This is a genomic window from Achromobacter sp. PD1, from assembly GCF_048541815.1.
Taxonomy (GTDB): Bacteria; Pseudomonadota; Gammaproteobacteria; order Burkholderiales; family Burkholderiaceae_B; genus Achromobacter; species Achromobacter bronchisepticus_A.
In genome coordinates, this window is the sequence record NZ_CP183349.1 from 4,496,689 (window position 1) to 4,520,682 (window position 23,994).

A 23,994-nucleotide genomic window follows, 5' to 3' on the forward strand; every position below is an offset into this window, starting at 1 on the left:
AGGCTCAGATGAGCGCGCGCCGGATACGCGCCGACGCCATGTCGATGATGACCACGAAAGCCACGATGATGATCATCACGGCGCAGGTTTCGGCGTAGCGGAAACTGCGGATGATTTCCCACAGCACGGTGCCGATGCCGCCCGCGCCGACGATGCCGACCACCGAGGCCGAGCGCACGTTGGATTCGAAGCGGTACAACGAATACGAGATCCACAGCGGCAGCACCTGCGGAATCACGCCGTAGACGATTTCCTCCAGCGCATTCGCGCCAGTGGCGCGCACGCCTTCCACCGGACGCGGATCGATGGCCTCGACCGCTTCCGAGAACAGCTTGGCCAGCACGCCGGTGGTGTGCACCCACAGCGCCAGCACGCCGGCGAACGGGCCCAGCCCGACCGCCACGATGAACAGCATGGCGAACACCATTTCATTGATGGCGCGGCACGCGTCCATCAGGCGCCGCATGGGCTGGTACACCCAGGCCGGCACCATGTTCGACGAACACAGCAGCCCCAGCGGCACCGCCACCACGATGGCCAGGAAGGTGCCCCAGACCGCGATCTGCACGGTGACGATCATCTCGTCCAGGTACATGCGCCAGTCGCGGAAATTCGGCGGAAAGAAGTCGGCGGCAAACTGGGCCATGTTGCCCGAATCGCGCAGCAGGTCCAGGGGCCGCATGTCGGCGCCCTGCCACGACATGACCAGCAGCGCCAGCACGACGGCCCATACGAGCAGGACTGGCAGCGACGAGCGCGGCGCGGCGGAAAGGCGGGAGGTCTGCATGGCTACGTTCATAGGAAAAGGCGATCCGCTGGTTGGGTTTCAGTTGCGGGCAAGCCGGCGCGCCCGCGGCGCACCGGCTTGCCGCTTGCAGGCTTATTGCTTGGCGGCAGGCTGGCCCAGGCTGGCCAGCTTGCTGTCCAGTTCGGCCAGCTGTTTCTGCTTTTCGGCCTGGCCCAGCGTGGCGTCGGCTTCGACCTTGGCCTTCTCGCGCGCCAGCTCGATCTGACGGATCGGCACCAGCTGCTGGTTGTCGGAGACGCGGAAGCCCTGATAGGTCAGCGCCTTCAGATTGGCCATTTCACGCTCGGCGTCCTTGCCCTTGCCGTAGTTGACGAAGAAGTCGCGGATGCGGGCCTTCAGGTCGGCCGGCAGGTCGCTGCGCATGACCAGCGGGTCGGCGGGGATCAGCGGCGACTTCCACAGCACGCGCACGCTGTCGTTGGCGTCCTTGCCCGTGTTCAGGCGATAACGCTCCAGCGCCTCGGTGTTGTTGACGGCCACGTCGACCTGCTTGTTGATGACCGACAGCAGATTGGTTTCGTGATTGCTGGCGCGCACCGTCTTGAAGAAGGTCTTGGGTTCGATCTTGTTGGCGGTCCACAGGTAATAGCCGGGCACGGCCGTGCCCGAGGTCGAGTTGGGATCGCCCGCGCCGTAGCTCAGCGTGCCGCCGCGCTTGAGCACGTCGTCCAGGGTCTTCAGGTTGCTGTCCTTGTTGACGATCAGCAGCGACCAGTAGCCGGGGTTGCCGTCCTTGTCGATGACGGAAGCGAACACTTCGCCCTTGGCGCGGTCCACCGCCTCGATTGCGGACTTGTTGCCGAACCAGCCCATCTGCACCTTGTTGAAGCGCATGCCTTCGATGATGCCGGCGTAGTCGGACGCGAAGAAGGGCTTGACCGGCACGCCGATCGCGCGGCTCAGGTCGTCGATGACGGGCTGCCACACGGACTTCAGGTTGGTCGACGATTCCGTCGAGATGATGCCGAAATTCAGGGTTTTGGCGTCTTGCGCGTAGGCCTGCGTGGACAGGGCCGCGGCGGCGATCAGGGTGACAAAGGTTCTGCGTAGCATGGAAGGCTCCGGGGAAAATGGGTCGGGGTATCAGGCGGCTTGCGCCAGGCGGGACAGCGGCGCCATGCCGGGCATGGCCGGCGCTTGCGGCGCATATTCGGGAAGCAGCTCGCTCAGTTCGGAGCCGTACAGGTCGCTCAGCATGGCAGGCGTGAGCGCGGCGGAGGGGCCGTCGTAGACCACCTTGCCGTGGCGCAGCGCCACCACCCGCGGGCAATAGCGCAAAGCCACGTCCACCTGGTGCAGCGACACCACCACGGCTACCTTGCGGCTGCGGTTGATCTGGGCCAGCGTGTCCATCACGCGGCGCGAGGATTCCGGATCCAACGAGGCAATGGGTTCGTCGGCCAGGATGACGCGGGCGTTCTGCACCAGCGTGCGGGCGATGGCCGCGCGCTGCTGCTGGCCGCCGGACAGCGTCGAGGCGCGCTGAAATGCGTAGTCGTCTATACCAACCTGGGCAAGCGCTTCAAGGCCCTGCTGCACTTCGCCGCGCAGGAACCAGCGCGTCAGGCTGCGCCACAGCGGCACGCGCGGCAGCAGGCCGGTCAGCACGTTGGTGATGACGGGCAGGCGGCCCACCAGATTGAATTGCTGGAACACGAAGCCGATGCCGGCGCGCGCGGAGCGCACGTCGCGGCTCAGGCGGCCGTCGCGCTGGATCATGCGGCCGTTGACGGCCACGCTGCCCGCGTCGCCGGCCACGAAACCCGACAGATGACGCAGCAGCGTCGACTTGCCCGAACCCGAGGCGCCGAGCAAGGCAACCATCTCGCCGTCGGCCACTTGCAGGTTCACGCCGTCCAGCGCCTTGGCGCCGGCGTGGAAGCTCTTGCTGAGCCCTTGTACTTCGATGGCGTAGGTCATCGTTGAGTCCCCTTGGATGTGTTCATGGCGGCATTCTGTTTTCGCGGCATGACAACACGATGACCCGGGAATCGATTCATTTGGCTGAAAATAGGGACACTGGAACGATCTGAAAGACGTTCGTCACAAAGGCCGCCTCCAGCCCGGCGCGCCACAGGTATATTGGGGATATTCCCCACCAGCCTGGCGTTCATCATGATCAAAGGTTCCTGCCTGTGCAGCCGCGTCGCCTACGAGATCACGGGTCCGCTCACCGACGCCCTCAACTGCCATTGCACGATCTGCCGCAAGGCGCATGGCGCGGCATTCCGCAGCCGGGCGACGGTCCAGGCCAAGGACTTCGCCTGGACCCGCGGAGAAAACCACGTCACCTGGTACTGCTCGTCTCCGGGCAGCTACCGCGGCTTCTGCGAAGCCTGCGGCACGCCCCTTCTGACCCGCTTCGACCAGACGCCGGACGTCTACGGCTTGCCTCTGGGTCCGCTGGACGACGACCCGGGCATCAAGCCGGCGGCCCACTGCCACGTGGCCAGCAAGGCGCCCTGGTTCGACATCACCGACGGCCTGCCGCAGTACCCCGATGCATATGGGGCGATGGAAGAAGATCATCCGCAGGCGGTTACATAAAAATTCAACCAACTAGTTGAATTAATTCGCGAGGCAGGACTATATTCAACCTCATGGTTGAATCGATCCCCTCCCCCGCCCTCGATGCCGTCTTTCGCGCGCTGGCCGACCCCACGCGCCGCGACATGCTGCGCAGCCTGGCCCGGGGCGAACAGACCATCGGCGAACTGGCGGCGCCCCACAGCATGAGTTTCGCGGGCGCCTCCAAACACGTGCAGGCCCTGGAACGCGCCGGTCTGGTGCGGCGCTCCATCCGCGGCCGCACGCATGTATGCAGCCTCAATCCCGAACCCATGGCCGAGGCCATGCAATGGCTGCGCTTCTATGAACAATTCTGGTCGGGCAAGCTGGGCGCGCTGGAAGCCGCGCTCGCCGCCAGCCGGTCCCCGGCCGCGTCTTCTGGAGAACCACATGAGTGATCACGGCGTCGTTCTGGACCCCACCTCCATCCGCTTTACGCGGATACTGCCCGCCAGCGTCGACGAGGTCTGGGCTTTTCTCACCGAATCCGAAAAACGCGGCCGCTGGCTGGCATCCGGCGACATGGAGCTGCGCGAAGGCGGCGGCGTGACGCTGCGCTTCATGCACGCGGACCTGTCCTCGGTGGCCGAACCGGTGCCTGATGCCTACAAGCCGTACGAAGGCGGCGTCACCACGCAAGGCGTCATCACACGCTGCGAACCGCCGCATTTGCTGGCTTTCACCTGGGGCGGCTCCCCCGGCCATCCTTCCGAGGTCACCTTCGAGCTGTCGCCGGAAGGCAAGGAAACGCGCCTGGTGCTGACCCACCGCAAACTGTCCTCGCGCGACGGCATGGTGGACGTGGCCGGCGGCTGGCATGTGCACCTGGGCGTGCTCGAAGCCCGCCTGGCCGGCCGCGCCCCGGGTCCGTTCTGGTCCGTGCTCGGCCGGGTGGAAGCTGAATACCGTGAGCGGATACCGGCACGCTAGAGTCGTTGAACAGCAACTATCGCAGCGCGGCCACAGATAAATACTGGCTAAATATTGCGCTTTGCAGTACCATAAGTCCGTGATTTTTCCGCAAAAACCGGGCTTCGGTCACTCTGCGTGCCAACCTGTACCGCCTGCGGGCAATGCTCGGGGCAACCCAGGACGTGCTTGGTTTTTCCGGAAAAACCCCTCCGCCACCGGGCGCGCCTCCACCTCCATCGTTGCGCGGCCTGGCAGCACAAGCTCCACCCCGCTTCTTCCGGCGATTTGCGCAAAAGGCGCCGCCGCGACCAAGCCGCACACTGCCCACGCGGCGCGAGTATCCGTCATTTCAGACATCCGCTTCGGATGCCGTGGCCCTTACCCGCGCTTGCCCGGACGTTTTACGTTCAAACCGCTGGACCCGCCCGTTCGGGTCCGACGCGCTTGCCGCTACGCGCGGCGCGCCATGCCGTCGGTATGGCTGCGCGTTTTGATAGGAGAAAAGAATGGCTAAAGAAGAACTCATCGAACTGGACGGCATCGTTGACGAAGTGCTGCCCGATAGCCGCTACCGTGTGAAGCTGGACAACGGCATCGAAGTCGGCGCCTACGCCTCCGGCCGCATCCGCAAGCACCGCATCCGCATCCTGGCTGGCGACCGCGTCACCCTGGAAATGTCGCCGTATGACCTGACCAAGGGCCGCATCAACTTCCGCCACAAGGACGAGCGCGGTCCCGCGCCGCAGCGTCCCCAGCAATTCCGCCGCTAAGCCAGGGCGACAGGGCCGGCCCCGCGCCGGCTCCCTTTTCGCGCCAGCCTTAAACCTGGGCCGCGCGATGCCGTAATGCGTGGAGCGCCCGTTCATGAAAGAATGGCGCCCTCTGCCCGGCGCGACGCCCGGCAGGACGAGCATGAAGCAAGATGGACCTGACACAAGATCTGCAAGCCGCCGCTGACCAGCTTGCCCTGGCGCGAAGAAAATTCGTCAAGGGCGAGGAAGGCCTGCGCCTGCTGCATCAGTCGCGCGAGTCCTTCATCAACAGCCTGCGCAATACCGGCCTGACCTACGCCGAGGCCAAGACCAAGTACGACAACTGCCTGGACGAGCAGGAAGCCGAGCAGTTCAACGTGCGGCAGCATATGGACTATGCCGAACGCGTGCACCAGCATGTGCTGCAACTGATCGCGCAGCAGGCCGCCACGGCCTGAGGGCGCGGTTCCGCGCCCCCAAATCCCGGGACAGGATCAGGGCTTGAACGCCCCGATGAAGATGGCCGGATCGACGCGCGCGTCGTTCAGGCTGACGTTCCAGTGCAGGTGCGGGCCGGTCGCGCGGCCGGTCGCGCCGACCTTGCCCACCAGTCCGCCGCGCGGCACTTCGTCGCCGACCTTCACGTCGATGGCCGACATGTGGCAGAACATGCTGACGAAGCCCTGGCCATGGTCCAGGAACACCGTCTTGCCATTGAAGAAATAATCCCCCACCAGTACGACCACGCCAGCGGCCGGCGCCTTGATCGGCGTGCCCGACGGCACGGCGAAATCCAGTCCCGAATGCGGATTGCGCTCCTCGCCATTGAAGAAACGGCGCAGGCCGAAGGGGCTGGACAGGCGGCCGCCGTTCACCGGGCGGTCCAGCAGCAGGTTGCTGGGCGTGACGCCTGCGCGGTAGGCGCGGTTGGCGGCGGCCTGCTCGGCCTGCTCGCGTTCGATGCGCTTCATGTCATCCGGATCCGGATTGACCTGGCGCGGATTCTTCAGCGTGATGTGCTGGGCCTTGTATTCCTTGGCGCCGACCTTGAAGGACTGTGAGCGCTTGCCTTGCGCATCCTTGATTTCCACCTGCTGCTCGCCCGGCTTCACGCTGAGCGGGATGCCGACCACGGCGATCCACTGCTTGCCCTCTTCTCGCACGACCAGCACGCGCCGGCCCAGGAAGCTGACCTCGGGCGCGCGTTCGGCATTGCCCAGGCCCAGGACGGCGACGCCGCCTGGCACGGGGACGTTGAGCTTGCGGCTGATGAAGCCGCTCTGCTGCTGCGCGCGGGCCGGCAGGCCCAGGCAGAGGGCGGCCGCGGCCAGGCCCAGCCGCAGGACGTCGCGACGGTGCTGCATGGCGTTCACAGGCACAGGTTGGCGGGCTCGATGATGCTCTGGTCGCGGCGCGCGATGCGCGTGGACAGGCGCGCTTCGGTCTTGCCCTTCCAGTGCGTGGTCGTCAGCACGGCTTCAACGCCCAGGCTGTCTTCCTGGATCAGTTCAAAGCCGTTGCGCACAGCCTTCTGTTGGAAATTGACGCCCAGGTTCTTCCAGGATTCCGCCACGCAGGCCGTGTAGTCCTCGGGTGTGCGCTGGGTGGAGCCGTAGAAGACCGGATCGCGGTCGCGCACGTCTTTGACGTTGGCGCAGGCCGACAAGGCTGCCAGGACAGTAAGGGACAAAGCGGTGCGAACCTTCATGGCGATGGAACTCTCAAGCGGTTGGAGGTGGATGGGCGGCCAATATAACGCAGCGCCGGATCAGGCCTGCGGCGCGCGGCGGGCCGATTTGGGGCGGAAGGCCGCGATGACTTCCGGCCGGGTTTCGGCGTACGGGCCGCCGATAAGATCGATGCAATAGGGAATGGCGGCGAAGATGCCCGGCACCAGCACGGATCCGTCCTCGCCCTTCAGCCCTTCCAGCGTTTCGCGGATGGATTTGGGCTGGCCGGGCAGGTTCACGATCAGGGCGGCGTGGGCGGGCGTTTCCCGGATGACGGCCACCTGGCGCGACAGGATCGCCGTGGGCACGAAGCGCAGGCTGATCTGGCGCATCTGTTCGCCGAAGCCGGGCATTTCCTTGGTGCCGACGGCGAGCGTGGCTTCGGGCGTGACGTCGCGGCGCGCCGGACCGGTGCCGCCGGTGGTCAGGACCAGGTCGCAGCCGCAGCCGTCCACCAGTTCGATCAGCGTCTCGGAAATGCGCGCGGGTTCGTCGGGGATCAGGCGGTCCACCGCCTGCCAGGGCGAGGCCAGGGCGCCGCCCAGCCATTCGCGCAGCGCGGGCAGCCCCTGGTCCTGATAGGTGCCGCTGGAGGCGCGATCGGAAACGGACACCAGGCCCACGACCAATTCGTCGGGGTGCTTGCGGGCGATACGGGTAGTGGCGGTCATGGGCTGCGCAATCTTGGTGAGGAACATTCGGGCGGCGCGGATGCGGCCGCGGGCGGGGTCAATCATGGAAATCCAGAAGAGGCCCGCCAGAGCGATGCTATCGCATTCCTTCCCTGCGGGATTGGCGGCGGCGGGCGGCGCGCGAGCCGCGGACCCTGTGGCAAAAAGGCGAATTGCGCTCTGGCCCCGCTTTCCCGCGCTTGTTCCGGCCATGCCCGCTCGATAACATCCGCTAACAAACCTGTCCAATAGAGAGGGCCCCGCGCGGCATTGGTTCCCCATGTTCAAACGCACACTACGGCAGCATGCGCTGGCGGCGGCGCTGGCCCTGGCCGCGGCGGCCGCCGCCGGATGGGGCGCGCTGCACTCCCTGGCGCTGAAAACAGAACCCGTGCCGGCGGCCGCGCCAGGCATCTACATCCCAAACCTGGGCAACACGCTGCAGGAACAGACGCGCAACCTCTCCCGCATGAGCCAGGCCCTGCGCACGGGCGACCGGCTGGTGATCCTGGGTTCGTCGGAGCTGACCAGCAACGACCTGCGCTTCGTGCCCTACCGCTACCTGGCCGACGAATTGCAGATGCCGGTCCTGGCCTATGGCCATTCGGGCTTCCAGTCGCTGGGCATGCAGCTGGTGCTGGCGGCGATGGCCGAGGACCTGTCGCCGGCCTCGCGCGTGGTGGTGATGCTGTCGCCGGGCTGGTTCGACGGTGAAGGCGGACTGGGACCCGACGAGTTCAAGGAGCACGCCAATCCGCTGCTGCCGCGCCTGCTGCGGCAGCCCGAAGGCCGGGCGGAGGTGGTCCGCTGGCTGCAGGCCAAGGGCGACGCGGGCGTCGCCTGGTCCATGGCGGCGGAACAGGCCTACGTCTTCCGCCAGCGCCTGGTCGACCTGTGGGCGCCCGCTGCCCATGCAGCGCCTGCCCCCGAACGTGAACGCGAGGGGCCGCCCGCGGCCGCCCGCGTGGTGGATTGGGAAGCGCTGGCCGCCGAGGCCCAGGGCGCCGAACAGGCCCTGATGGGCGGCAACCGCTATGCCGTGCGCGACGAGTTCTTCAATAAGTACCTGCGCAGCATCCCCGAAGGCGGCAAGACCGCCTATCTGCCCCAGCCGCTGACCGGCCGCGACGAGCTGCGCGAGCTGGACGCGCTGATGGCGCTGCTGCGGCAGCGCGGGGTCAACGCCTTTTTCGTCATGCAACCGCTGCATCCCCTGGTGTTCAAGGACCTGGACCGGTTCGGCCCCGTGCAGCGGGAAGTGGCGGCGCTGTGCCAGCGCTACGCCATGCGCTGCATGGACATGTACAGCGCGCCCTTCGAAGTGGGGACGCTGCGGGACGTGCAGCACCTGGGCGAACTGGGCTGGCTGCGCGTGAACCAGAAGATCGCGGAAGTTTTCTACCCATGAAGGAGGGCCGGCAATGAAACGAACCCTATGGCTGTGCCTGCTCTATCTGGGCGTCCTGGCGGTGATGATGATCCAGGCGGATACCTCGGCGAACCTGGGCAAACCGATGGAAATCGAGTTCCAGTATTCGAAATTCTGACCCCGGGCGGGGTTGGCTGGCCGCACTTGGTAGCCGCAAGCAACCAGTGACAGGTCACAAATCTGCAATAATCGGCTCCTCTCGCCGGAACCTCCCCCGCCTCCATGTTCGACCTCTTCCACGGCCTAGACCTCTGGGTTGGCCTCAGCCTTGCGCTGGCCCTGACATTCGTCCTGGCCTTCGAATTCATCAACGGATTCCATGACACGGCGAACGCCGTGGCCACGGTCATCTACACCAAGGCCATGCCGCCGCATCTGGCGGTGGTGCTTTCCGGCATATTCAACTTCCTGGGCGTGCTGCTGGGCGGCGTGGGCGTAGCCTATGCCATCGTGCATCTGCTGCCGGTGGAACTGCTGATCAACGTGGATACCGGCCGCGGGCTGGCCATGGTGTTCGCCATGCTGGCCGCGGCCATCGCCTGGAACCTGGGCACCTGGTACTTCGGCATTCCGGCGTCCAGCTCGCACACGCTGATCGGCTCGATCCTGGGCGTGGGCCTGGCCAACGCCCTGATCACCGACCTGCCGCTGGCGGACGGCGTCAACTGGGGCAAGGCCATCGACATCGGTCTGTCGCTGGTGGTGTCGCCGGTGGCCGGCTTCCTGGTGGCGGGCGGCCTGCTGCTGGCGCTCAAGCGCTGGCTGCCGCTGTCGAAGATGCACAAGACGCCGGAACAGCGCCGCGCCATCGACAACAAGAAGCATCCGCCCTTCTGGAACCGTCTGGTGCTGGTGCTGTCCGCCATGGGCGTGAGCTTCGTGCACGGCTCCAATGACGGCCAGAAAGGGATCGGCCTGATCATGCTGGTGCTGATCGGCATCGTGCCCGCCAACTTCGTGCTGGACACCAACAGCACCACCTACCAGATCGAGCGCACCCGCGACGCCGCCAACCACCTGAACGTGTTCTACCAGCGCAATGAAGCCATGCTGGGCGAATACCTGGCGCTCAAGCGCGTGGACGCGACCACCGAGCTGCCGCGCAACTTCCGCTGCGATCCCGAACTGACCATGCCGACCATCGCCGCGCTGCAGGCCGATCTGCACGGCGTGTCCAACTACGCCGACCTGCCGGCCGAGAAGCGCATCTCCGTGCGCCGCTACCTGCTCTGCCTGGACGACACGGCCAAGAAGGTCGCGCGCATCGAAGGGCTGCCGGCCCGCGAACGCGCCGACCTGCAACGCCTGCGCGCCGACCTGACGGCCACCACCGAATACGCTCCCTTCTGGGTGATCGTGGCAGTCGCCCTGGCGCTGGGCGCGGGCACCATGGTCGGCTGGCGCCGCGTGGTGCTGACGGTGGGCGAGAAGATCGGCAAGCAGGGCATGACCTATGCGCAGGGCATGTCCGCGCAAGTCACCGCGATGGGCGCCATCGGCATCGCCAACGTCTTCAGCCTGCCGGTGTCCACCACCCACGTGCTGTCCTCGGGCGTGGCCGGGACCATGATCGCCAACAAGAGCGGCCTGCAGGGCAGCACCGTGCGCAACATCCTGATGGCCTGGGTGCTGACCCTGCCCGCCTCGATGCTGCTGGCCGCCGGCCTGTTCTGGGTCGGCGTGCAGATCGCCGGTTGATATTGAGCGGCCGTGCAGGCAATCTGCACGGCCGATGCAACACTCTGGCTACCCCGCCAGGCTTTCTCCGGGGCAGGCCCGCGTCTACCATGACGCCATGGCTACCTCAAATCCCACCCTGCATTACATTTTCGACCCGCTCTGCGGCTGGTGCTATGGCGCCGCGCCGCTGGTGGAGGCGGCTCGCGCCGTCCCCGGCCTGGACATCGCGCTGCATGGCGGCGGCATGATGACGGGCGGCAACCGCCAGCCGGTCACCGACAGGCTGCGCCGCTACGTCATGCCGCATGACGAACGCATCGCCGGCCTGACCGGCCAGCCCTTCGGCGACGACTACTACAACGGCCTGTTGCGCGATGAGGGCGCGGTATTCGATTCCGAGCCGCCCACCACCGCCATCCTGGCCGCGCAGACGCTGGCCGGCCGCGGGCTGGACCTGCTCAAGCGCATCCAGCGCGCGCACTACGTGCAGGGACTGCGCATCGCCGATCCCGCGGTGCTGGCCTCCCTGGCCGCCGATATCGGCCTGGACCCGGAAGCCTTCCGCGCTGCCTACGCCGCGGCGCAGGGCGCCGAAACCGCCGCGCACATCGCCGCCAGCCGCAGGCTGCTGGCGCAGGTCGGCGGCAGCGGTTTTCCCACCCTGGCGCTGGAACGCGATGGCATCTGCGAAATGCTGGAGCCCAGCCGCTACCTGGGCCGTCCCAAGGAATGGCAGGCAGACCTCAACGCCCGCATCGGGCGCGGTTGAAGCCTGAAGCGCCGCTTCAGGCTTCCTCGATGTCCCCGTCGCGCTGCAGGGCGCGATGCATGGCTGGCCGGTCGCCCAGCCGTTCCGCATAGGCGGTGAACACGGGCGTCTCGGGCATGACCTTCACCTGCATCATGTATTGCAGGGTGCCGCCCAGCACGATGTCCGCCGCCGAGAACCGGTCGCCCAGGAAGAACGGCCGCGCCTGCAAGACCCGGGTCAGCACCTGTTCGACCTCCTCGGCCGAACCCCAACCCAGCGCGCCGCCCGGATGCGGCGTCTTGAAGGCGCGCTCGGCCATGGCGGGCTCGAATACGCCGGTGGAATACGCCAGCCAGGTCAGGTAGGGACCGCGCAGCGGATCTCCCACCACCGGACCCAGCCCCGCTTGCGGGAACAGATCGGTCAGATAGAGGGCGATGGCGGGCGTCTCGAACACGGGCACGCCGTCATGCACCAGGGCTGGCACCTTGCGGTGCGGGTGGATGTCGATGTAGTCCGAGGGCATGTGGCCCGCGCTGTCGGTGCCGCGGATGGACACCATTTCGGTGTCGTAAGGCACGCCCAGTTCTTCGAGCAGCCAGAGTATCCGGAACGAGCGCGAGCGCGGCGCATGATAAAGCGTAAGCATGGTCGGCCTCCGTGGAAGTCCGACCATTTTGCCCCGCTGGCCTTACGCCGCCAAGGCCAGCAACACCCCGTATCCCGCCATGCCCAGCAACACCGCGACGCCAGCATTGCTGACCAGGCGGGCCGCCACGGCGGTCACGACCAGACCGCCCACATAGGGACCGAGGTTCGCCGCCTGGTCGCCGGCGGCCAGGAGATCAGGCACGATCACCGCCGCCGCGATTCCCGCCAGCAGCGATGGCCCCAGGGCCGCCAGCGCCGAGCCTTCGCGCGACAGGTGGCGCAGCAGGCGGCTGCGCTCGGACAGCATGAAGGGCAAGGCGCGCGTCAAATAAGTGATGGCCGCCATGGCGATCACCGCGCCCCAGAAACCCAGTCCGTCAGTGTTCATGCGGACCTCCTCAGCCGATACGCCGCGCAGCCGATGACCGCGCCGGCCAGGATCGCCAGGCTGGTATGGCCCAGCGCGGCCACGGCCCCGGCTCCGGCTACTGCCGCGACGATGGGCAGGCCCATGCCGCGCTTCGCGCTTTGGCATACCAGGGCCATGAACAGCGCGGGCAGCGCAAAGCGCATCACCTGGGACAGCATGGGGTAGTGGCGCTCCAGGCCGTCTCCCGCGTAGACGCCGACGGCCGTGCCGGCGATCCAGGTCAGCCACGCGCCCAGCCCCAGCGCGATCATCCAGCGCTGGCGGCCCGCGGGCTCCACGGTCTGCAAACGGTTGAAAGCCGTGGCGAAGACTTCATCGGTGAGCAGGAAGGCGACCTTCAGGCGCTCATTCAGCCCCGCCGGCAGGAATCGCGACAACAGCGGGCCGTACAGCAGATGGCGGGCATTGAGCAGCGAACACAGCGCCACCACCCACAGCCACGGGGTGCCGGCCTTGATGGAAGCGAGCAGCAGGAACTGGCTGGCGCCGGCATAGACCAGCACGGAAATCAGTACCACTTGCAGGGGCGACAGGCCCGCGGCCACGCCCGCGATGCCGAAAGTCACGGCCACCGGGAAGTAGCCGATCATGACGGGCAGGCAGGATTTCAGGCCGTCGATGCGGGCGCTGCCCGCAAGCGCGGGCGCGGGGGCTGGAGGGGTCTGCAAGATGTTCCGCTGGGCTTCTTCAACAACCAGCTAGTTTACCTACCCGTGCGCAGCCCTACTTGTCCTCCAGGCCCAGCGCGCGCAGTTGCGCCTTCAGGCGGCGGACTTCCTGGCTCAGGTCCAGGATCAGCGCGGCGGCGTCCAGCCCGGCGCCGTAATCCCGCACCAGGCGGCGCGCGTCCAGCGCCCGCTGCAGGTCGGTGCTGTAGAAGCGCCATTCGGCGGGGCCCTGGCCGCTGGCGCTGACGATGCCCACTTCGACCAGCCGCACGACCCATTCGACTTCCTCGCCGCAGGCGCGGGCCAGGTCGTCGGCGGAAAGCGGCCGGGACTTGCCCACGACCGTGGCGGTGGTGACGACTATTTTTTTCATGGTCATACCCCCAGGTGGCGCCGCGGATTGAAGGGCAGGTCCTGCCGCAGCTTGCGGTAGGCCTCCTTGGCCGCTTCGCTATCGGCGGGCGGCAACACCAGGTCCAGCACCAGGTAGAGATCTCCGGGGGGATCGCCCGGAATGCCGCGGCCGCGCAGGCGCAGCTTGCGGCCGTTGGCGGACCCCGCGGGGATCGACACTTCGACCGTGCCGCCGGGCGTGGGCGCATGCGCGCTGGCGCCCAGCGCGGCTTCCCATGGCGCCACCGGCAGCGTCATGTAGAGGTCGCGGCCGTCGACGCGGTAGCGCGGATGCGGCTTGAAGCGGACTTCCAGATAGAGGTCTCCGTTCTCGCCGCCGCCATAGCCAGGCATGCCCTGCCCGGCCAGCCGGATGTACTGGCCTTCGCGCACGCCGGCAGGAATGCGCACGCTGAGCGTGCGGGTCTGCATGTGGGGACGGCCCTGCTCGTCCATCTGCATGGAACGCAGGCTGATGTCGCGCGTGGCGCCCTTGAGCGCGTCCTCGAGGTCCACCTCGATCGCGGCGTGGTGGTCCTCGCCGCGCGCGCGGAATTCCTGTTGCCGCTGCGCCCCGCCGCGCCGGTTGCGGCCGCCGAACAGCGAAGAGAAGAACTCGCTGAACTGCGCCTCGTCGCCGGGCGCGGCGCCGCGGTGGAACTCGAAGCCTTCGTCCCAGCCGGGGGGCGGCTGGAAGCTGCCCTCGGGCGAGACGCCAGCGGCCAGATTGTCGTAGGCCTGGCGCTTTTCCTTGTCGCGCAGCACGTCATAGGCTTCGTTGACGTCGCGCATGCGCGTTTCGGCGTCGCTTTCCTTGCTGACGTCGGGATGGTACTTGCGAGCGAGCTTGCGGTAGGCGCGCCGGATGTCGTCTTCTGAGGCGTCCCGCTCCACGCCCAGCATGCTGTAGTAGTCCTTGAACTCCATGTGCAGCCCTTGGCAAAGCGTTGCGGCCGCCTCCGGTTGCGCCGGGTCCGGCCTGGGATATCAAGAAGATAGGGGTTATGGCGCGATTTTTCAATGCGCCTTGTCAGGCGTCCGGCATCGCGCATAATGTCCGGTTGCCGGCGCTTGCAGGCGCCCGCCCCGATCACGGCTAGCCCACAGGAACAAGAGATCGTGCTGGAAATCATCGACGCAGACTTCAACGACCCCGAACACGGCCGCCAGGTGCTGGCCATGCTGAACGAGTACGCCAGCGGCCCCATGGGCGGCAACGCCCCCCTGCCCGCCTACGCGCAGCAGAACCTGATCGCCGAGCTGGCTCGCCGCCCCACAGCAAGGGCGCTGCTGGCCCGCATCGACGGCGAAGCCGCGGGCGTGGCAATCTACCTCGAGGGCTTCTCCACTTTCGCCTGCCGCCCGCTGCTCAATCTGCACGACCTGGGCGTGGCGGAAAAATTCCAGGGCCGGGGCGTGGGCAAGGCCCTGCTGTCGGCGCTGGAAGAGCGGGCGCGTGATCTGGGCTGCTGCAAGATCACCCTGGAAGTGCTGGAAGGCAACGCGGTCGCCCAGGGGCTGTACCGCAAGCTGGGGTTCGAAGGCTATGCCCTGGACGAAACCACCGGCCGCGCCATGTTCTGGCAGAAGAAGCTGCCAGCCCTGGCGTAGTCTCTGTTCCTTACCGGACGCCATCGCGTCCGCACCACCACGCAGGAATCACCATGAAGATGAGCAACATTCCCTTCGGCACCACCGACTGGTCCGAGGTCGAGCGCACCGAGCACGCCGGCGAGACCGGCATGGCCTATTGGCGCACCCGGCAGTTCGGCGACCTGCGCGTGCGCATGGTCGAGTACACGGCCGGCTACCTGGCCGACCACTGGTGCAGCAAGGGCCACATCCTGTTCTGCCTGGAAGGCGAACTGCACACCGAACTGGAAGACGGCCGGCAATTCGTGCTGACGCCCGGCATGAGCTACCAGGTCGCCGACCAGGCCGAGCCGCACCGCTCCTCCACCACCACCGGCGCCAAGCTCTTCATCGTCGACTGAGGCCCCGCCGCGACAGGCCGGCCGCAGATGCGTTACGCTTTGACGTATCCGCGGCCTGCTGCCGCGGCGCATGTTGTTACTGTCAGACCGGAGACTAGATTTTGGGCGCCCCGCTTACGCTATTCGTCGATTCCCTGTTCCTCAGCCCCTACGCCATGTCGGCCTATGTGGCGTTGACTGAAAAACAGCTGCCGTTCGAGGTGCGCCCCATCGACCTGGAAGCCGGCGAGCAACGCATGCAGCCCTACCAGAGCCGCGCGCTGACTTCCCGGGTGCCGGCATTGACGCATGCGGATTTCAGCCTGACCGAATCGACCGCCATCACCGAATACCTGGAAGACGCCTTTCCCGCCCCGGCGCACGCCGCGCTGTATCCGCGCGACCTGCGCCAGCGCGCCCGCGCCCGCCAGTTGCAGGCCTGGCTGCGCAGCGACCTGGGCGCGCTGCGCCAGGAACGTCCCACCGAAACCGTGTTCTACGGCGCCGCCGGCCTGCCGCTGTCGGATGCCGCCCATGCCGCCGCGGCCAAGCTGATCCACGTGGGCACCCATCTGCTGGGCGCGGGCCAGACCTCGCTGTTCGATGAATGGTGTATCGCCGACACCGACCTCGCGGTCATGATCAAGCGCCTGTTCCAGGACGACCTGCCCGACGCCCTGCGCGCCTACGCCGAGGCCCAGTGGCAGCGTCCCTCCGTCCAGAAATGGCTGGAGCACAACACCGCCGCGCGCTCCTGAACCGCCCGGGAGGCGCGATGCAACTGCTGGATCACGTCTCCATCGCCGTTTCCCGCCTGGACGCCGCCCGGCCCTTCTATGACGCCGTCATGCTGGCCCTGGGCGCGGCCAAGGTCTATGACCGCCCCGACGCGCTCGGCTATGGCGAACGCTGCCGTGCCGGCAGCAGCCAGCACAGCTATCTCTCCGTATTCGCCGACGACGCAGCCGCCCCTGCGGCGCGCCGGCACTGGTGCTTCAAGGCGCCCAGCCGCGCCGCCGTCGACGCCTTCCATGCCGCCGGCTTGGCGCACGGCGGACGCGACGACGGCGCCCCGGGCTTGCGCGAGCACTACCATCCGCAGTACTACGCCGCCTTCCTGCTGGACCCTTGCGGCAACCGCATCGAAGCAGTCTGCCACCACCCTGATTGAACCGCTGCCCGGCTGACCGGTCCTAAAGGGGACGGATAAATCGGCCATGGGTTGACCTGCATCAAGACGCTTGATGTTGCACCGCAACAACCGTTGCGGTGTAATGGGGAGGTCAACTCGGCCGGTTCCACTCTGAATCGGCGCGGCGGTCCGCCGCCGCAAGCAACCTACAGGAGATCGCCATGGCCGGATCCGGCAACGATCGCGTACCCGCCCCACCCTTCAACCCCTGGACGGCCGCCTACGAATATGCGGTGGACGCCTGGCAGCGCGGCGTGCTTTACGCCGATGTGATGCGCCAGCGCGGCAACCAGTACCACGAGCACATGGCCAAGCGCGCGCCCAACGTGCTGAGCATGGAGTCCGAACTGGTGATGGACGGCCGCTGTCTGCCGCGCCCCGTCAACTACGGCCTGCTGCGCATCAAGCCGCCGGAAGGCGTGGAAACCGACCCGATCAAGCGCCCCTTCCTGGTGGTCGATCCGCGCGCCGGACACGGCCCCGGCATCGGCGGCTTCAAGCCCGAAAGCGAGATCGGCGTGGCGCTACGCGCCGGCCATCCCTGCTACTTCGCCACCTTCCTGCCGCAGCCCATGCCGACCCAGACCGTCGAGGACGTGATGATGGCCGAGGCGCGCTTCCTGGAAGAGATCATCGCGCTGCACCCCAACGCCGAAGGCAAGCCGGTGGTGGTAGCCAATTGCCAGGCCGGCTGGCAGATCATGATGACCGCCGCGGTCCGCCCCGAACTGTTCGGCCCCATCATCGTGGCGGGCGCGCCACTGTCCTACTGGGCGGGCTGGCGCGGCATGAACCCCATGCGCTACGCCGGCGGCCTGCTGGGCGGCAGCTGGCTCACCGCCCTGACCAGCGACCTGGGCGACGGCAAATTCGACGGCGCCTGGCTGGTGCAGAACTTCGAGAACCTGAATCCGGCCAACACTCTGTGGTCCAAGCAGTACAACCTGTACTCCAACGTCGACACCGAGGCCAAGCGCTACCTCAGCTTCGAAAAATGGTGGGGCGGCCACGTCTTCCTGAACGGCCCGGAAATCCAGTACATCGTCGACAACCTGTTCGTCGGCAACCGCCTGGCCACCGCCGGCCTGGTGACCTCGGACGGCATCCGCATCGACCTGCGCAACATCCGTTCGCCCATCGTGGTGTTCTGCTCCAAGGGCGACAACATCACGCCCCCGCCGCAGGCGCTGGGCTGGATCCCCGACCTGTACCAGAACGAATCCGAAGTGCTGGCGCACGGCCAGACCATCGTCTATGCCGTGCATGAAAGCATCGGCCACCTGGGCATCTTCGTGTCCGGCAGCGTGGCGCGCAAGGAGCACCAGGAGTTCACCTCCAACATCGACATGATCGACGTGCTGCCGCCGGGCATCTACCAGGCGGAGATCGCCGACAAGACGCCCGACACGCCCAACGCCGACCTGGCCTATGGCAACTACGTGCTGTCGTTCGAGCAGCGCAGCCTGGACGACGTGCGCGCCATCGTCGATCGCAACGAAGAGGACGACCGCCGCTTCGCCGCCGTCGCCCGCATTTCCGACATCAACCTGGGCATGTACCGCAGCTTCGTGCAGCCCTGGCTGCGCGCCCTGGTAACGCCGCAGTCGGCGGAATGGTCGCAGCGCCTGCATCCGCTGCGCCTGCCCTATGAGCTGATCTCCGACCGCAATCCTGCCATCGCGCCGATTGCGCAAGTCGCCGAACAGGTACGCGAACACCGCCAGCCGGTATCGGCCGACAACCCATTCCTGATGGCCCAGGAAATGTTCTCGAACCTGATCGAGACCAGCCTGAACATCTGGCAGGAGCTGCGCGATTCCGCCGACGAACGCACCTTCATGGGCGTTTACGGTTCGCCGCTGGTGCAGGACCTGGCCGGCCTGGGCGCGCGTTCCGGCCCGCCGCGCAAGCATCCGGGCGTATCGCCCGAGCACCGCCGCTTCATGGAAGAGCGCGCCGCCGAGCTGCGTTCGCTGATGCTGGAAGGCGGCCTGCGCGTGGCCGCGATCCGCATGCTGCTGTATGTGTCGGGCGCCGAAGGCGGCCTGGACGAACGCAGCTATGCGCTGATCCGCAAGATGCGCGCCGAATCCGACACCGCGCTGTCGTTGCAGGAGTTCAAGGACATCATCCGCGATCAGGCCTTGATGATGACGCTGGACGCGGCCGGCGCCATCCAGGCCATACCGCATCTGCTGGAAGGCGCGCCAGCCTCCGCGATCCGCGAAACGCTGGACACCATGAAGCACGTGCTGGAGGCTGCCGAGCCCCTGAGCGAGGCCGCCCGCATCAGCCTGGACGAAATGGAACGCATCTTCGAGTACGCCGAGCGCCGTGCGCAGAAGCGTGACGAGGCTCAGCAGCCCGCGCCCAGGAAAACGCCGGCCGTTGCGCGCAAACCGGTGCGTGCGGCGGCGGCCAGGCACGAAGCGCCCTCGGCCGCGGCCGAGCCGGCCGTCCCGGTGCGCGCCAAGAAGCGTAGCGCCTCCGCCAAACCCGCCGCGCGTCCCGCGCGCAAATCCGCCAAGGCGAAATCCGCATGACGCTGCCCCCCACCACCCATTACGACAGGCTCATCGCGCGCGCGCAGACGCTGACGCCCGCGCATTGCGCCATTGCACATCCCTGCGACGAACCCTCGCTGTCGGCCGCGCTCGAAGCGCGCGACCTGGGCCTGCTCAAGCCCATCCTGGTGGGCCCGGAGCAGAAGATCCGCGCCGTCGCCGCCGAGCACAAGCTCGACCTGGGCGATGCGCGCATCGTCGACGTGCCGCACAGCCACGCGGCGGCCGAATGCGCCGTCGCCCTGGTGCGCAGCGGCGAGGCCGAATTGCTGATGAAGGGCAGCCTGCACACGGACGAACTCATGCATGAAGTGGTGGCGCGCAACACCGGGCTGCGCAGCAGCCGGCGCATCAGCCACGTCTTCATCATGGAAGTGCCGACCTACGCCGAACCGCTCTTCATCACCGACGCGGCCATCAACATCTTCCCGGACCTGGAAACCAAGGCCGACATCATCCGCAACGTCATCGACCTGCACCACGGCCTGGGCCTGGGCGAGCCGCGCGTGGCGATCCTGTCCGCGGTCGAACAGGTCAATCCCAGCATCCCCAGCACCATCGAAGCCGCCGCGCTGTGCAAGATGGCCGACCGCGGCCAGATCGAGGGCGGCCTGCTGGACGGCCCGCTGGCGCTGGACAACGCCATCAGCCCGGACGCCGCGCGCATCAAGGGCATACGTTCGCCGGTGGCCGGCGTGGCCCAGGTGCTGGTGGTGCCCGACCTGGAGGCCGGCAACATGCTGGCCAAGAACCTGACCTTTCTGGCCAACGCCGAGGCCGCCGGCATCGTGCTGGGCGCGCGCGTACCCATCATCCTGACCAGCCGCGCCGACAGCCCCCGCTCGCGCCTTGCGTCCTGCGCGGTTGCGGCGATCTACGCGCACCACCTGGCCCAACAGCAGGCCCGCCCGCTGGTGTAATGGAACCCACCCCCTACCCGCTTGCGCGGGCCCCCTCAAGGGGGCGGCGCAGGCGGACCGGCGGAGCCGGATCCGCGGCGCCCCGGATCAAGACCGGCACACATAGCGCGGGCTGCGGCATTCTTCTCGCCGTTAAGTACGCGTACAACTTGCCTCAACACGGAATCACAGCGACATGAGCGACACCATCCTCGTCATCAACGCCGGCAGTTCCAGCATCAAGTTCTATCTGTACGACATCGACGGCGCGCAGGAGCTGGCCCCGCGCCTGGGCGGCCAGCTCGAAGGCATAGGCACCTCGCACCCGAAGCTGAAAGTGCGCGACGCCGCCGGCCAGACCCTGGTCGAACGCGAGATCGCGCCCAGCCACGCGCCCGACGTGCCCAACGGCCAGGAAGTCGTCGGCACCTGGCTTAGCGGCCACCTGGGCGGCGCCCCGCTGGCGGTAGGCCACCGCGTGGTGCACGGCGGCCCCGATCTGTCCGAGCCGGTGCTGATCGACGACGCCATCCTGGCCAAGCTCGACACCTTCACGCCGCTGGCGCCGCTGCACCAGCCGAACAACCTGGCGCCGATCCGCGTGATCCGCGAGCGCCGGCCCTGGATTCCGCAGGTCGCCTGCTTCGACACCGCGTTCCACCGCAGCCACTCCGACGTGGCCGACCGCTACGCCCTGCCGGAACGGCTGTACCAGGAAGGCGTGCGCCGCTACGGCTTCCATGGCCTGTCCTACGAATACATCGCGCAGCGCCTGAAGAAAGCGCTGCCGGACATCGCCGACGGCAAGATCATCGCGGCCCATCTGGGCTCGGGCGTTTCGGCCTGCGCCATGCAGCACGGCAAGAGCGTGGACAGCACCATGGGCTTCACCGCGCTGGAAGGCCTGCCCATGGGCACCCGCCCCGGCCGCCTGGACCCGGGCGTGGTGCTGTGGATGATGGAACGCGGCATGACCCACGACGAGATCGAGCATCTGCTCTATCACGACTGCGGCATGAAGGGCCTGTCCGGCATCAGCAACGACATGCGCGAACTGCTGGCCAGCGACGCGCCCTCGGCAAAGCTGGCGCTGCAGTATTTCGCCTGGCGTGTGGCCGAAGGCATGATAGGCCTGGCCTGCGCCATGAACGGCGTGGACGGCATCGTCTTCACCGCCGGCGTGGGCGAGAACTCCGCCGAGATCCGCCAGGCCATCAGCGAGCACTGGGGCTGGCTGGGCATCAAGCTGGACCCGGAACGCAACGCCCGCCATGGCCCCCGCATCTCCGCCGACGACAGCCGCATCGGCGTCTACGTGGTGCGCACCAACGAGGAACTCATCATCGCCCAGCACACGCTGGAACTGGTGAGGCAGCGATGAGCGCGCTCCTGCCGCTGGCGGGCAAGCGCGGCCTGGTGACGGGTATCGCCAATGCGGATTCGATCGCCTGGGGCTGCGCCAAGGCGTTTCACGCCCTGGGCGCGGAATTGGCCGTGACCTACCTGAACGACAAGGCCTTGCGGCATGTGGAGCCGCTGGCCCGCCAGGTGGCAGCGCCCCTGCTCTTGCCGCTGGACCTGATGCGCGAAGGCCAGCTGGAGGCCGTGTTCGACAGCGTGGCCGCCGAATGGGGTCAGCTGGATTTCGTGCTGCATTCCATCGCCTTCGCCCCGCGCGACGATCTGCACGGCCGCGTGACCGACTGCTCGCGCGAAGGCTTCCTGCAGGCCATGGACGTGTCCTGCTGGTCCTTCATCCGCATGGCCAAGCTGGCCGAGCCGCTGATGCGCAACGGCGGCGCGTTGTTCTGCATGAGCTACTACGGCTCGCAGATGGTGGTCGAGCACTACAACATGATGGGGCCGGTAAAGGCGGCGCTGGAGTCCGCCACCCGCTACCTGGCGGCGGAACTGGGCCCGCAGGGCATACGCGTGCACGCGATATCGCCGGGGCCGCTGAAGACGCGCGCCGCTTCGGGCATCGCCGAATTCGACGCGCTGCTGGACCGCGCCCAGGCCAAGGCGCCCACGCGCAGCCTGGTGTCCATCGACGATGTGGGCGAAGCCACCGCCTGGCTCGCCACCGATGCCGCCCGCCGCATGACCGGCCAGACGATCTATATCGACGGCGGCTATCACATCATCGATTAAGGGGGGCGCCTGCCCGGGGCGCCTTGGCTGGGCGCGCTAGCCCAGCGCCGCGGGCGGCGCCTGGCGCCAGCGTTCGATCGCTTCCACGGCCTGCTCGGGGCTGCCGAAGATCTTGTCGCGACCGATCTTCTTGACCAGGCCGGAGCGCTCCAGCGCGGTGCGGAACTGGCCATGTCCGCCCGCCACCAGCAGCGTGATGCCGCGCTCGTCCAGCTCGTGCTTCAGTTCATACAGCGCCTCGACCGCGTCGGCGTCGGCCTGGGTCATGGCTTCGGCGTCCAGCACGAACCAGCGCACGTCGCCCGCCTGCTCGATGACCTCGCGCGCGCGGCGGCGGAAGGCGTCGGCGTTGAAGAACCACACCGAGGACTCGAACAGCCAGATCACCGTACCCGGCACCGGCTGGGCTTCGGGATTCAGGTGCAGCTTGCCCAGCACCGTTTCCCCGGGCAGCCGGCCCAGCAAGGCATCGCGCGGATTGCCCGACACATACATCGCATACAGCAGCGTGGCGCCGACCGACACCGCCACGCCCTGCAGCACGCCAAAGCCCACCACGCCCACCGCGGCCAGGATGCCGAAGGCCAGCTCGATGCGCGAAATGCGTGCCAGGCGCATGAAGGCATGGCCGTCGAACAGGCTGATGGCGGCCAGCAGCAGGATGGCCGACAGCACGGCCTGCGGCAGCCAGAACAGCGGCCCGCTCAAAAGGCTCACCACCACTGCGAGCGCCACCGCCGCGGTGACGCTGACCAGCGGCGAGGAACCGCCCGCCACCAGCCCCACCGCCGTGCGCGAGTCCGCGCCCGTCACCACGAAGCCCTGGAACAGGCCCGCCGCCATGTTGGCCGCGCCAAAGCCCACCAGCTCGCGGTTGGGATCCACGTGTTCGCCCGTGCGCGCGGCAAAGCTGCGCGCCGTCACGATGCCGCTGGAAAAGCTGACAACGAGCACCCCCGCTGCGCCCAGCAGGATGCCGTCCACGCCCTCCAGGCGCACCGGCAGGCTCAGGGCCGGCAAGCCCGCAGGCACCTCGCCCACGACGGCGATGCCCAGGCCAGGGAAGTTGAACAGCCAGGACAGCACGCAGGCCAGCACCACCAGCAGGATGGGACCGGGCCAGTTCGGCCGCCAGCGCTTGACCGCCACCAGCAGCGCGCAGGACGTCAGGCCCAGGATCAGGGTCGGGATCTGGATTTCGGGCAGGCGCCGCGACAGCTCCAGAAAGGGATGCACCAGGCCGCTGTTGCGCAGGCCCACGCCGGTCAGGCCGCTCAACTGCGACAGCGCCAGCGTGATCGCCACGCCCGCCATGTAGCCGATCAGCACCGGCCGCGACAGCAGGTTGGCCAGCACGCCCAGCCGCAGCGCGCGCGCGATCAGGCAGCCCACGCCCACCGTCAGGGCGATGCCGGTGGCGGCCACCAGCCGCTCTTCCGGCGTGGTCAGCGCCATGCCGGTCAGGGTGGCGGCGATCAGGGTGCAGGTGGCCGTATCCGGCCCGACGATCAAGGTGCGCGACGAGCCGAACAAGGCGTAGCCCAGCATCCCGGCGATGGCCGCCCACAGGCCCGCCACCGGCGGCACGCCCATCATGGCGGCATAGGCCAGGCCCACCGGCAGCGCCACCGCCGCCACGCTCAGGCCGGCGGTGATGTCGCGCCGCGCCGATTCCCGGGTGATGCCGCGGAAATTGTTGAGGCCGGGAATGAAGCGTAGGTTCATGGTGCTGCGGAGAAATCGGGGATGAAGCGAGCGCGGGGCGCGCCAGA

29 protein-coding genes are annotated in these 23,994 nt (G+C 67.5%); 17 read left to right on the forward strand and 12 right to left on the reverse strand.

Annotation, left to right across the window (positions count from 1 at the left end; translation table 11 throughout):
* Positions 1-4: 4 nt before the first annotated feature.
* The 3 genes from phnE to phnC form a co-directional block, all read right to left on the reverse strand.
* Positions 5-799, reverse strand: coding sequence for a phosphonate ABC transporter, permease protein PhnE (gene phnE / locus ACM1PE_RS21150; RefSeq protein ID WP_088142243.1), 795 nt, complete (start codon positions 797-799; stop codon positions 5-7).
* 81 nt (positions 800-880) lie between these two features.
* Positions 881-1,861 (reverse strand): phosphonate ABC transporter substrate-binding protein, encoded by a 981-nt coding sequence (gene phnD / locus ACM1PE_RS21155; protein ID WP_419340849.1) that lies wholly within the window; start codon positions 1,859-1,861, stop codon positions 881-883.
* Between the two features lie 30 nt (positions 1,862-1,891).
* Positions 1,892-2,728, reverse strand: coding sequence for a phosphonate ABC transporter ATP-binding protein (gene phnC / locus ACM1PE_RS21160; RefSeq protein WP_059379474.1), 837 nt, complete (start codon positions 2,726-2,728; stop codon positions 1,892-1,894).
* A 195-nt stretch (positions 2,729-2,923) separates the two neighbouring features.
* Here phnC and ACM1PE_RS21165 point away from each other — a divergent pair, with 195 nt between their 5' ends.
* The 5 genes from ACM1PE_RS21165 to ACM1PE_RS21185 all read left to right on the forward strand — a co-directional run bounded on the left by ACM1PE_RS21165 (position 2,924) and on the right by ACM1PE_RS21185 (position 5,498).
* Entirely contained in the window at positions 2,924-3,355 is a 432-nt protein-coding gene (locus ACM1PE_RS21165) for a GFA family protein (protein WP_059379501.1), read from the forward strand.
* 53 nt (positions 3,356-3,408) lie between these two features.
* A complete protein-coding gene (locus tag ACM1PE_RS21170) occupies positions 3,409-3,774 on the forward strand; it encodes an ArsR/SmtB family transcription factor (protein ID WP_059379475.1) in 366 nt (121 codons plus the stop codon).
* A complete protein-coding gene (locus tag ACM1PE_RS21175; RefSeq protein WP_059379476.1) occupies positions 3,767-4,306 on the forward strand; it encodes an SRPBCC family protein in 540 nt (179 codons plus the stop codon). The genes ACM1PE_RS21170 and ACM1PE_RS21175 overlap by 8 nt, the downstream gene beginning before the upstream one ends.
* A gap of 488 nt (positions 4,307-4,794) precedes the next feature.
* Positions 4,795-5,058 (forward strand): translation initiation factor IF-1, encoded by a 264-nt coding sequence (gene infA / locus ACM1PE_RS21180; RefSeq protein WP_013395703.1) that lies wholly within the window; start codon positions 4,795-4,797, stop codon positions 5,056-5,058.
* 152 nt (positions 5,059-5,210) lie between these two features.
* Positions 5,211-5,498, forward strand: a complete 288-nt coding sequence (locus tag ACM1PE_RS21185) for a hypothetical protein (RefSeq protein WP_059379477.1) — start codon at positions 5,211-5,213, stop codon at positions 5,496-5,498.
* A 36-nt stretch (positions 5,499-5,534) separates the two neighbouring features.
* On the opposite strand, the gene ACM1PE_RS21190 is transcribed toward ACM1PE_RS21185, so the two are convergent.
* From ACM1PE_RS21190 to mog, 3 genes are read right to left on the reverse strand one after another with little or no spacing between them, the layout of a single operon-like run.
* Positions 5,535-6,404: a peptidoglycan DD-metalloendopeptidase family protein gene (locus tag ACM1PE_RS21190; protein WP_059379502.1), complete on the reverse strand. Its 870-nt coding sequence runs from the start codon at positions 6,402-6,404 to the stop codon at positions 5,535-5,537.
* Between the two features lie 5 nt (positions 6,405-6,409).
* Positions 6,410-6,748, reverse strand: a complete 339-nt coding sequence (locus ACM1PE_RS21195) for a hypothetical protein (RefSeq protein ID WP_059379478.1) — start codon at positions 6,746-6,748, stop codon at positions 6,410-6,412.
* Between the two features lie 60 nt (positions 6,749-6,808).
* Positions 6,809-7,441: a molybdopterin adenylyltransferase gene (mog, locus tag ACM1PE_RS21200; RefSeq protein ID WP_419343852.1), complete on the reverse strand. Its 633-nt coding sequence runs from the start codon at positions 7,439-7,441 to the stop codon at positions 6,809-6,811.
* Between the two features lie 280 nt (positions 7,442-7,721).
* Here mog and ACM1PE_RS21205 point away from each other — a divergent pair, with 280 nt between their 5' ends.
* The 4 genes from ACM1PE_RS21205 to ACM1PE_RS21220 all read left to right on the forward strand — a co-directional run bounded on the left by ACM1PE_RS21205 (position 7,722) and on the right by ACM1PE_RS21220 (position 11,319).
* Positions 7,722-8,849 (forward strand): D-alanyl-lipoteichoic acid biosynthesis protein DltD, encoded by a 1,128-nt coding sequence (locus ACM1PE_RS21205; RefSeq protein ID WP_059379479.1) that lies wholly within the window; start codon positions 7,722-7,724, stop codon positions 8,847-8,849.
* A gap of 13 nt (positions 8,850-8,862) precedes the next feature.
* Positions 8,863-8,988, forward strand: coding sequence for a hypothetical protein (locus ACM1PE_RS21210; protein WP_262422096.1), 126 nt, complete (start codon positions 8,863-8,865; stop codon positions 8,986-8,988).
* Positions 8,989-9,092: 104 nt separating this feature from the next.
* A complete protein-coding gene (locus ACM1PE_RS21215) occupies positions 9,093-10,568 on the forward strand; it encodes an inorganic phosphate transporter (RefSeq protein ID WP_059379480.1) in 1,476 nt (491 codons plus the stop codon).
* Positions 10,569-10,665: 97 nt separating this feature from the next.
* Positions 10,666-11,319 carry a DsbA family protein gene (locus ACM1PE_RS21220; RefSeq protein WP_118932799.1) on the forward strand — a complete coding sequence of 218 codons (654 nt, stop codon included), beginning with the start codon at positions 10,666-10,668 and terminating at the stop codon, positions 11,317-11,319.
* Between the two features lie 16 nt (positions 11,320-11,335).
* Here ACM1PE_RS21220 and ACM1PE_RS21225 read toward each other — a convergent pair whose 3' ends face one another.
* The 5 genes from ACM1PE_RS21225 to ACM1PE_RS21245 are packed head-to-tail and all read right to left on the reverse strand — an operon-like array spanning position 11,336 to position 14,370.
* On the reverse strand, positions 11,336-11,950 hold the full coding sequence (locus ACM1PE_RS21225; protein ID WP_059379482.1) for a glutathione S-transferase family protein: 615 nt from the start codon (positions 11,948-11,950) through the stop codon (positions 11,336-11,338).
* Between the two features lie 42 nt (positions 11,951-11,992).
* The gene (locus ACM1PE_RS21230) at positions 11,993-12,340 is read right to left on the reverse strand and encodes an AzlD domain-containing protein (protein ID WP_059379483.1); all 348 of its coding nucleotides are present in this window, start codon (positions 12,338-12,340) and stop codon (positions 11,993-11,995) included.
* Positions 12,337-13,050: an AzlC family ABC transporter permease gene (locus ACM1PE_RS21235; protein WP_059379484.1), complete on the reverse strand. Its 714-nt coding sequence runs from the start codon at positions 13,048-13,050 to the stop codon at positions 12,337-12,339. Before ACM1PE_RS21235 ends, ACM1PE_RS21230 begins: the two co-directional genes overlap by 4 nt.
* Positions 13,051-13,105: 55 nt before the next feature.
* The gene (locus tag ACM1PE_RS21240) at positions 13,106-13,423 is read right to left on the reverse strand and encodes a chaperone modulator CbpM (RefSeq protein WP_059379504.1); all 318 of its coding nucleotides are present in this window, start codon (positions 13,421-13,423) and stop codon (positions 13,106-13,108) included.
* Between the two features lie 2 nt (positions 13,424-13,425).
* Positions 13,426-14,370 (reverse strand): DnaJ C-terminal domain-containing protein, encoded by a 945-nt coding sequence (locus tag ACM1PE_RS21245; protein ID WP_059379485.1) that lies wholly within the window; start codon positions 14,368-14,370, stop codon positions 13,426-13,428.
* Between the two features lie 192 nt (positions 14,371-14,562).
* On the opposite strand from ACM1PE_RS21245, the gene ACM1PE_RS21250 reads away from it, so the two are divergent.
* From ACM1PE_RS21250 to fabI, 8 genes are all read left to right on the forward strand, one after another.
* Positions 14,563-15,054 (forward strand): GNAT family N-acetyltransferase, encoded by a 492-nt coding sequence (locus ACM1PE_RS21250; RefSeq protein ID WP_059379486.1) that lies wholly within the window; start codon positions 14,563-14,565, stop codon positions 15,052-15,054.
* Positions 15,055-15,107: 53 nt separating this feature from the next.
* A complete protein-coding gene (locus ACM1PE_RS21255; protein WP_419340854.1) occupies positions 15,108-15,437 on the forward strand; it encodes a DHCW motif cupin fold protein in 330 nt (109 codons plus the stop codon).
* Between the two features lie 101 nt (positions 15,438-15,538).
* Positions 15,539-16,174 carry a glutathione transferase gene (gene yfcF, locus ACM1PE_RS21260; RefSeq protein ID WP_059379487.1) on the forward strand — a complete coding sequence of 212 codons (636 nt, stop codon included), beginning with the start codon at positions 15,539-15,541 and terminating at the stop codon, positions 16,172-16,174.
* A gap of 17 nt (positions 16,175-16,191) precedes the next feature.
* Positions 16,192-16,587 carry a VOC family protein gene (locus ACM1PE_RS21265; protein ID WP_059379488.1) on the forward strand — a complete coding sequence of 132 codons (396 nt, stop codon included), beginning with the start codon at positions 16,192-16,194 and terminating at the stop codon, positions 16,585-16,587.
* 182 nt (positions 16,588-16,769) lie between these two features.
* Positions 16,770-19,151 carry a DUF3141 domain-containing protein gene (locus ACM1PE_RS21270; RefSeq protein WP_059379489.1) on the forward strand — a complete coding sequence of 794 codons (2,382 nt, stop codon included), beginning with the start codon at positions 16,770-16,772 and terminating at the stop codon, positions 19,149-19,151.
* Positions 19,148-20,092 (forward strand): phosphate acetyltransferase, encoded by a 945-nt coding sequence (locus ACM1PE_RS21275; protein WP_059379490.1) that lies wholly within the window; start codon positions 19,148-19,150, stop codon positions 20,090-20,092. The genes ACM1PE_RS21270 and ACM1PE_RS21275 overlap by 4 nt, the downstream gene beginning before the upstream one ends.
* A 175-nt stretch (positions 20,093-20,267) precedes the next feature.
* Complete coding sequence (locus ACM1PE_RS21280) at positions 20,268-21,452, forward strand: acetate/propionate family kinase (RefSeq protein WP_059379491.1); 1,185 nt, start codon at positions 20,268-20,270, stop codon at positions 21,450-21,452.
* On the forward strand, positions 21,449-22,222 hold the full coding sequence (gene fabI, locus ACM1PE_RS21285; protein WP_306635883.1) for an enoyl-ACP reductase FabI: 774 nt from the start codon (positions 21,449-21,451) through the stop codon (positions 22,220-22,222). The genes ACM1PE_RS21280 and fabI overlap by 4 nt, the downstream gene beginning before the upstream one ends.
* 36 nt (positions 22,223-22,258) lie before the next feature.
* On the opposite strand, the gene ACM1PE_RS21290 is transcribed toward fabI, so the two are convergent.
* Positions 22,259-23,947, reverse strand: coding sequence for a SulP family inorganic anion transporter (locus tag ACM1PE_RS21290; protein WP_251881101.1), 1,689 nt, complete (start codon positions 23,945-23,947; stop codon positions 22,259-22,261).
* Between the last annotated feature and the right edge of the window lie 47 nt (positions 23,948-23,994).

Bases quoted from the DNA above. Each gene is read 5' to 3' on its own strand.
- phnE (WP_088142243.1), bottom strand. From the start codon at position 799: ATGAACGTAGCCATGCAGACCTCCCGCCTTTCCGCCGCGCCGCGCTCG.
- phnD (WP_419340849.1), bottom strand. From the start codon at position 1,861: ATGCTACGCAGAACCTTTGTCACCCTGATCGCCGCCGCGGCCCTGTCC.
- phnC (WP_059379474.1), bottom strand. From the start codon at position 2,728: ATGACCTACGCCATCGAAGTACAAGGGCTCAGCAAGAGCTTCCACGCC.
- ACM1PE_RS21165 (WP_059379501.1), top strand. From the start codon at position 2,924: ATGATCAAAGGTTCCTGCCTGTGCAGCCGCGTCGCCTACGAGATCACG.
- ACM1PE_RS21170 (WP_059379475.1), top strand. From the start codon at position 3,409: ATGGTTGAATCGATCCCCTCCCCCGCCCTCGATGCCGTCTTTCGCGCG.
- ACM1PE_RS21175 (WP_059379476.1), top strand. From the start codon at position 3,767: ATGAGTGATCACGGCGTCGTTCTGGACCCCACCTCCATCCGCTTTACG.
- infA (WP_013395703.1), top strand. From the start codon at position 4,795: ATGGCTAAAGAAGAACTCATCGAACTGGACGGCATCGTTGACGAAGTG.
- ACM1PE_RS21185 (WP_059379477.1), top strand. From the start codon at position 5,211: ATGGACCTGACACAAGATCTGCAAGCCGCCGCTGACCAGCTTGCCCTG.
- ACM1PE_RS21190 (WP_059379502.1), bottom strand. From the start codon at position 6,404: ATGCAGCACCGTCGCGACGTCCTGCGGCTGGGCCTGGCCGCGGCCGCC.
- ACM1PE_RS21195 (WP_059379478.1), bottom strand. From the start codon at position 6,748: ATGAAGGTTCGCACCGCTTTGTCCCTTACTGTCCTGGCAGCCTTGTCG.
- mog (WP_419343852.1), bottom strand. From the start codon at position 7,441: ATGACCGCCACTACCCGTATCGCCCGCAAGCACCCCGACGAATTGGTC.
- ACM1PE_RS21205 (WP_059379479.1), top strand. From the start codon at position 7,722: ATGTTCAAACGCACACTACGGCAGCATGCGCTGGCGGCGGCGCTGGCC.
- ACM1PE_RS21210 (WP_262422096.1), top strand. From the start codon at position 8,863: ATGAAACGAACCCTATGGCTGTGCCTGCTCTATCTGGGCGTCCTGGCG.
- ACM1PE_RS21215 (WP_059379480.1), top strand. From the start codon at position 9,093: ATGTTCGACCTCTTCCACGGCCTAGACCTCTGGGTTGGCCTCAGCCTT.
- ACM1PE_RS21220 (WP_118932799.1), top strand. From the start codon at position 10,666: ATGGCTACCTCAAATCCCACCCTGCATTACATTTTCGACCCGCTCTGC.
- ACM1PE_RS21225 (WP_059379482.1), bottom strand. From the start codon at position 11,950: ATGCTTACGCTTTATCATGCGCCGCGCTCGCGCTCGTTCCGGATACTC.
- ACM1PE_RS21230 (WP_059379483.1), bottom strand. From the start codon at position 12,340: ATGAACACTGACGGACTGGGTTTCTGGGGCGCGGTGATCGCCATGGCG.
- ACM1PE_RS21240 (WP_059379504.1), bottom strand. From the start codon at position 13,423: ATGAAAAAAATAGTCGTCACCACCGCCACGGTCGTGGGCAAGTCCCGG.
- ACM1PE_RS21245 (WP_059379485.1), bottom strand. From the start codon at position 14,370: ATGGAGTTCAAGGACTACTACAGCATGCTGGGCGTGGAGCGGGACGCC.
- ACM1PE_RS21255 (WP_419340854.1), top strand. From the start codon at position 15,108: ATGAAGATGAGCAACATTCCCTTCGGCACCACCGACTGGTCCGAGGTC.
- ACM1PE_RS21265 (WP_059379488.1), top strand. From the start codon at position 16,192: ATGCAACTGCTGGATCACGTCTCCATCGCCGTTTCCCGCCTGGACGCC.
- ACM1PE_RS21270 (WP_059379489.1), top strand. From the start codon at position 16,770: ATGGCCGGATCCGGCAACGATCGCGTACCCGCCCCACCCTTCAACCCC.
- ACM1PE_RS21275 (WP_059379490.1), top strand. From the start codon at position 19,148: ATGACGCTGCCCCCCACCACCCATTACGACAGGCTCATCGCGCGCGCG.
- ACM1PE_RS21280 (WP_059379491.1), top strand. From the start codon at position 20,268: ATGAGCGACACCATCCTCGTCATCAACGCCGGCAGTTCCAGCATCAAG.
- fabI (WP_306635883.1), top strand. From the start codon at position 21,449: ATGAGCGCGCTCCTGCCGCTGGCGGGCAAGCGCGGCCTGGTGACGGGT.
- ACM1PE_RS21290 (WP_251881101.1), bottom strand. From the start codon at position 23,947: ATGAACCTACGCTTCATTCCCGGCCTCAACAATTTCCGCGGCATCACC.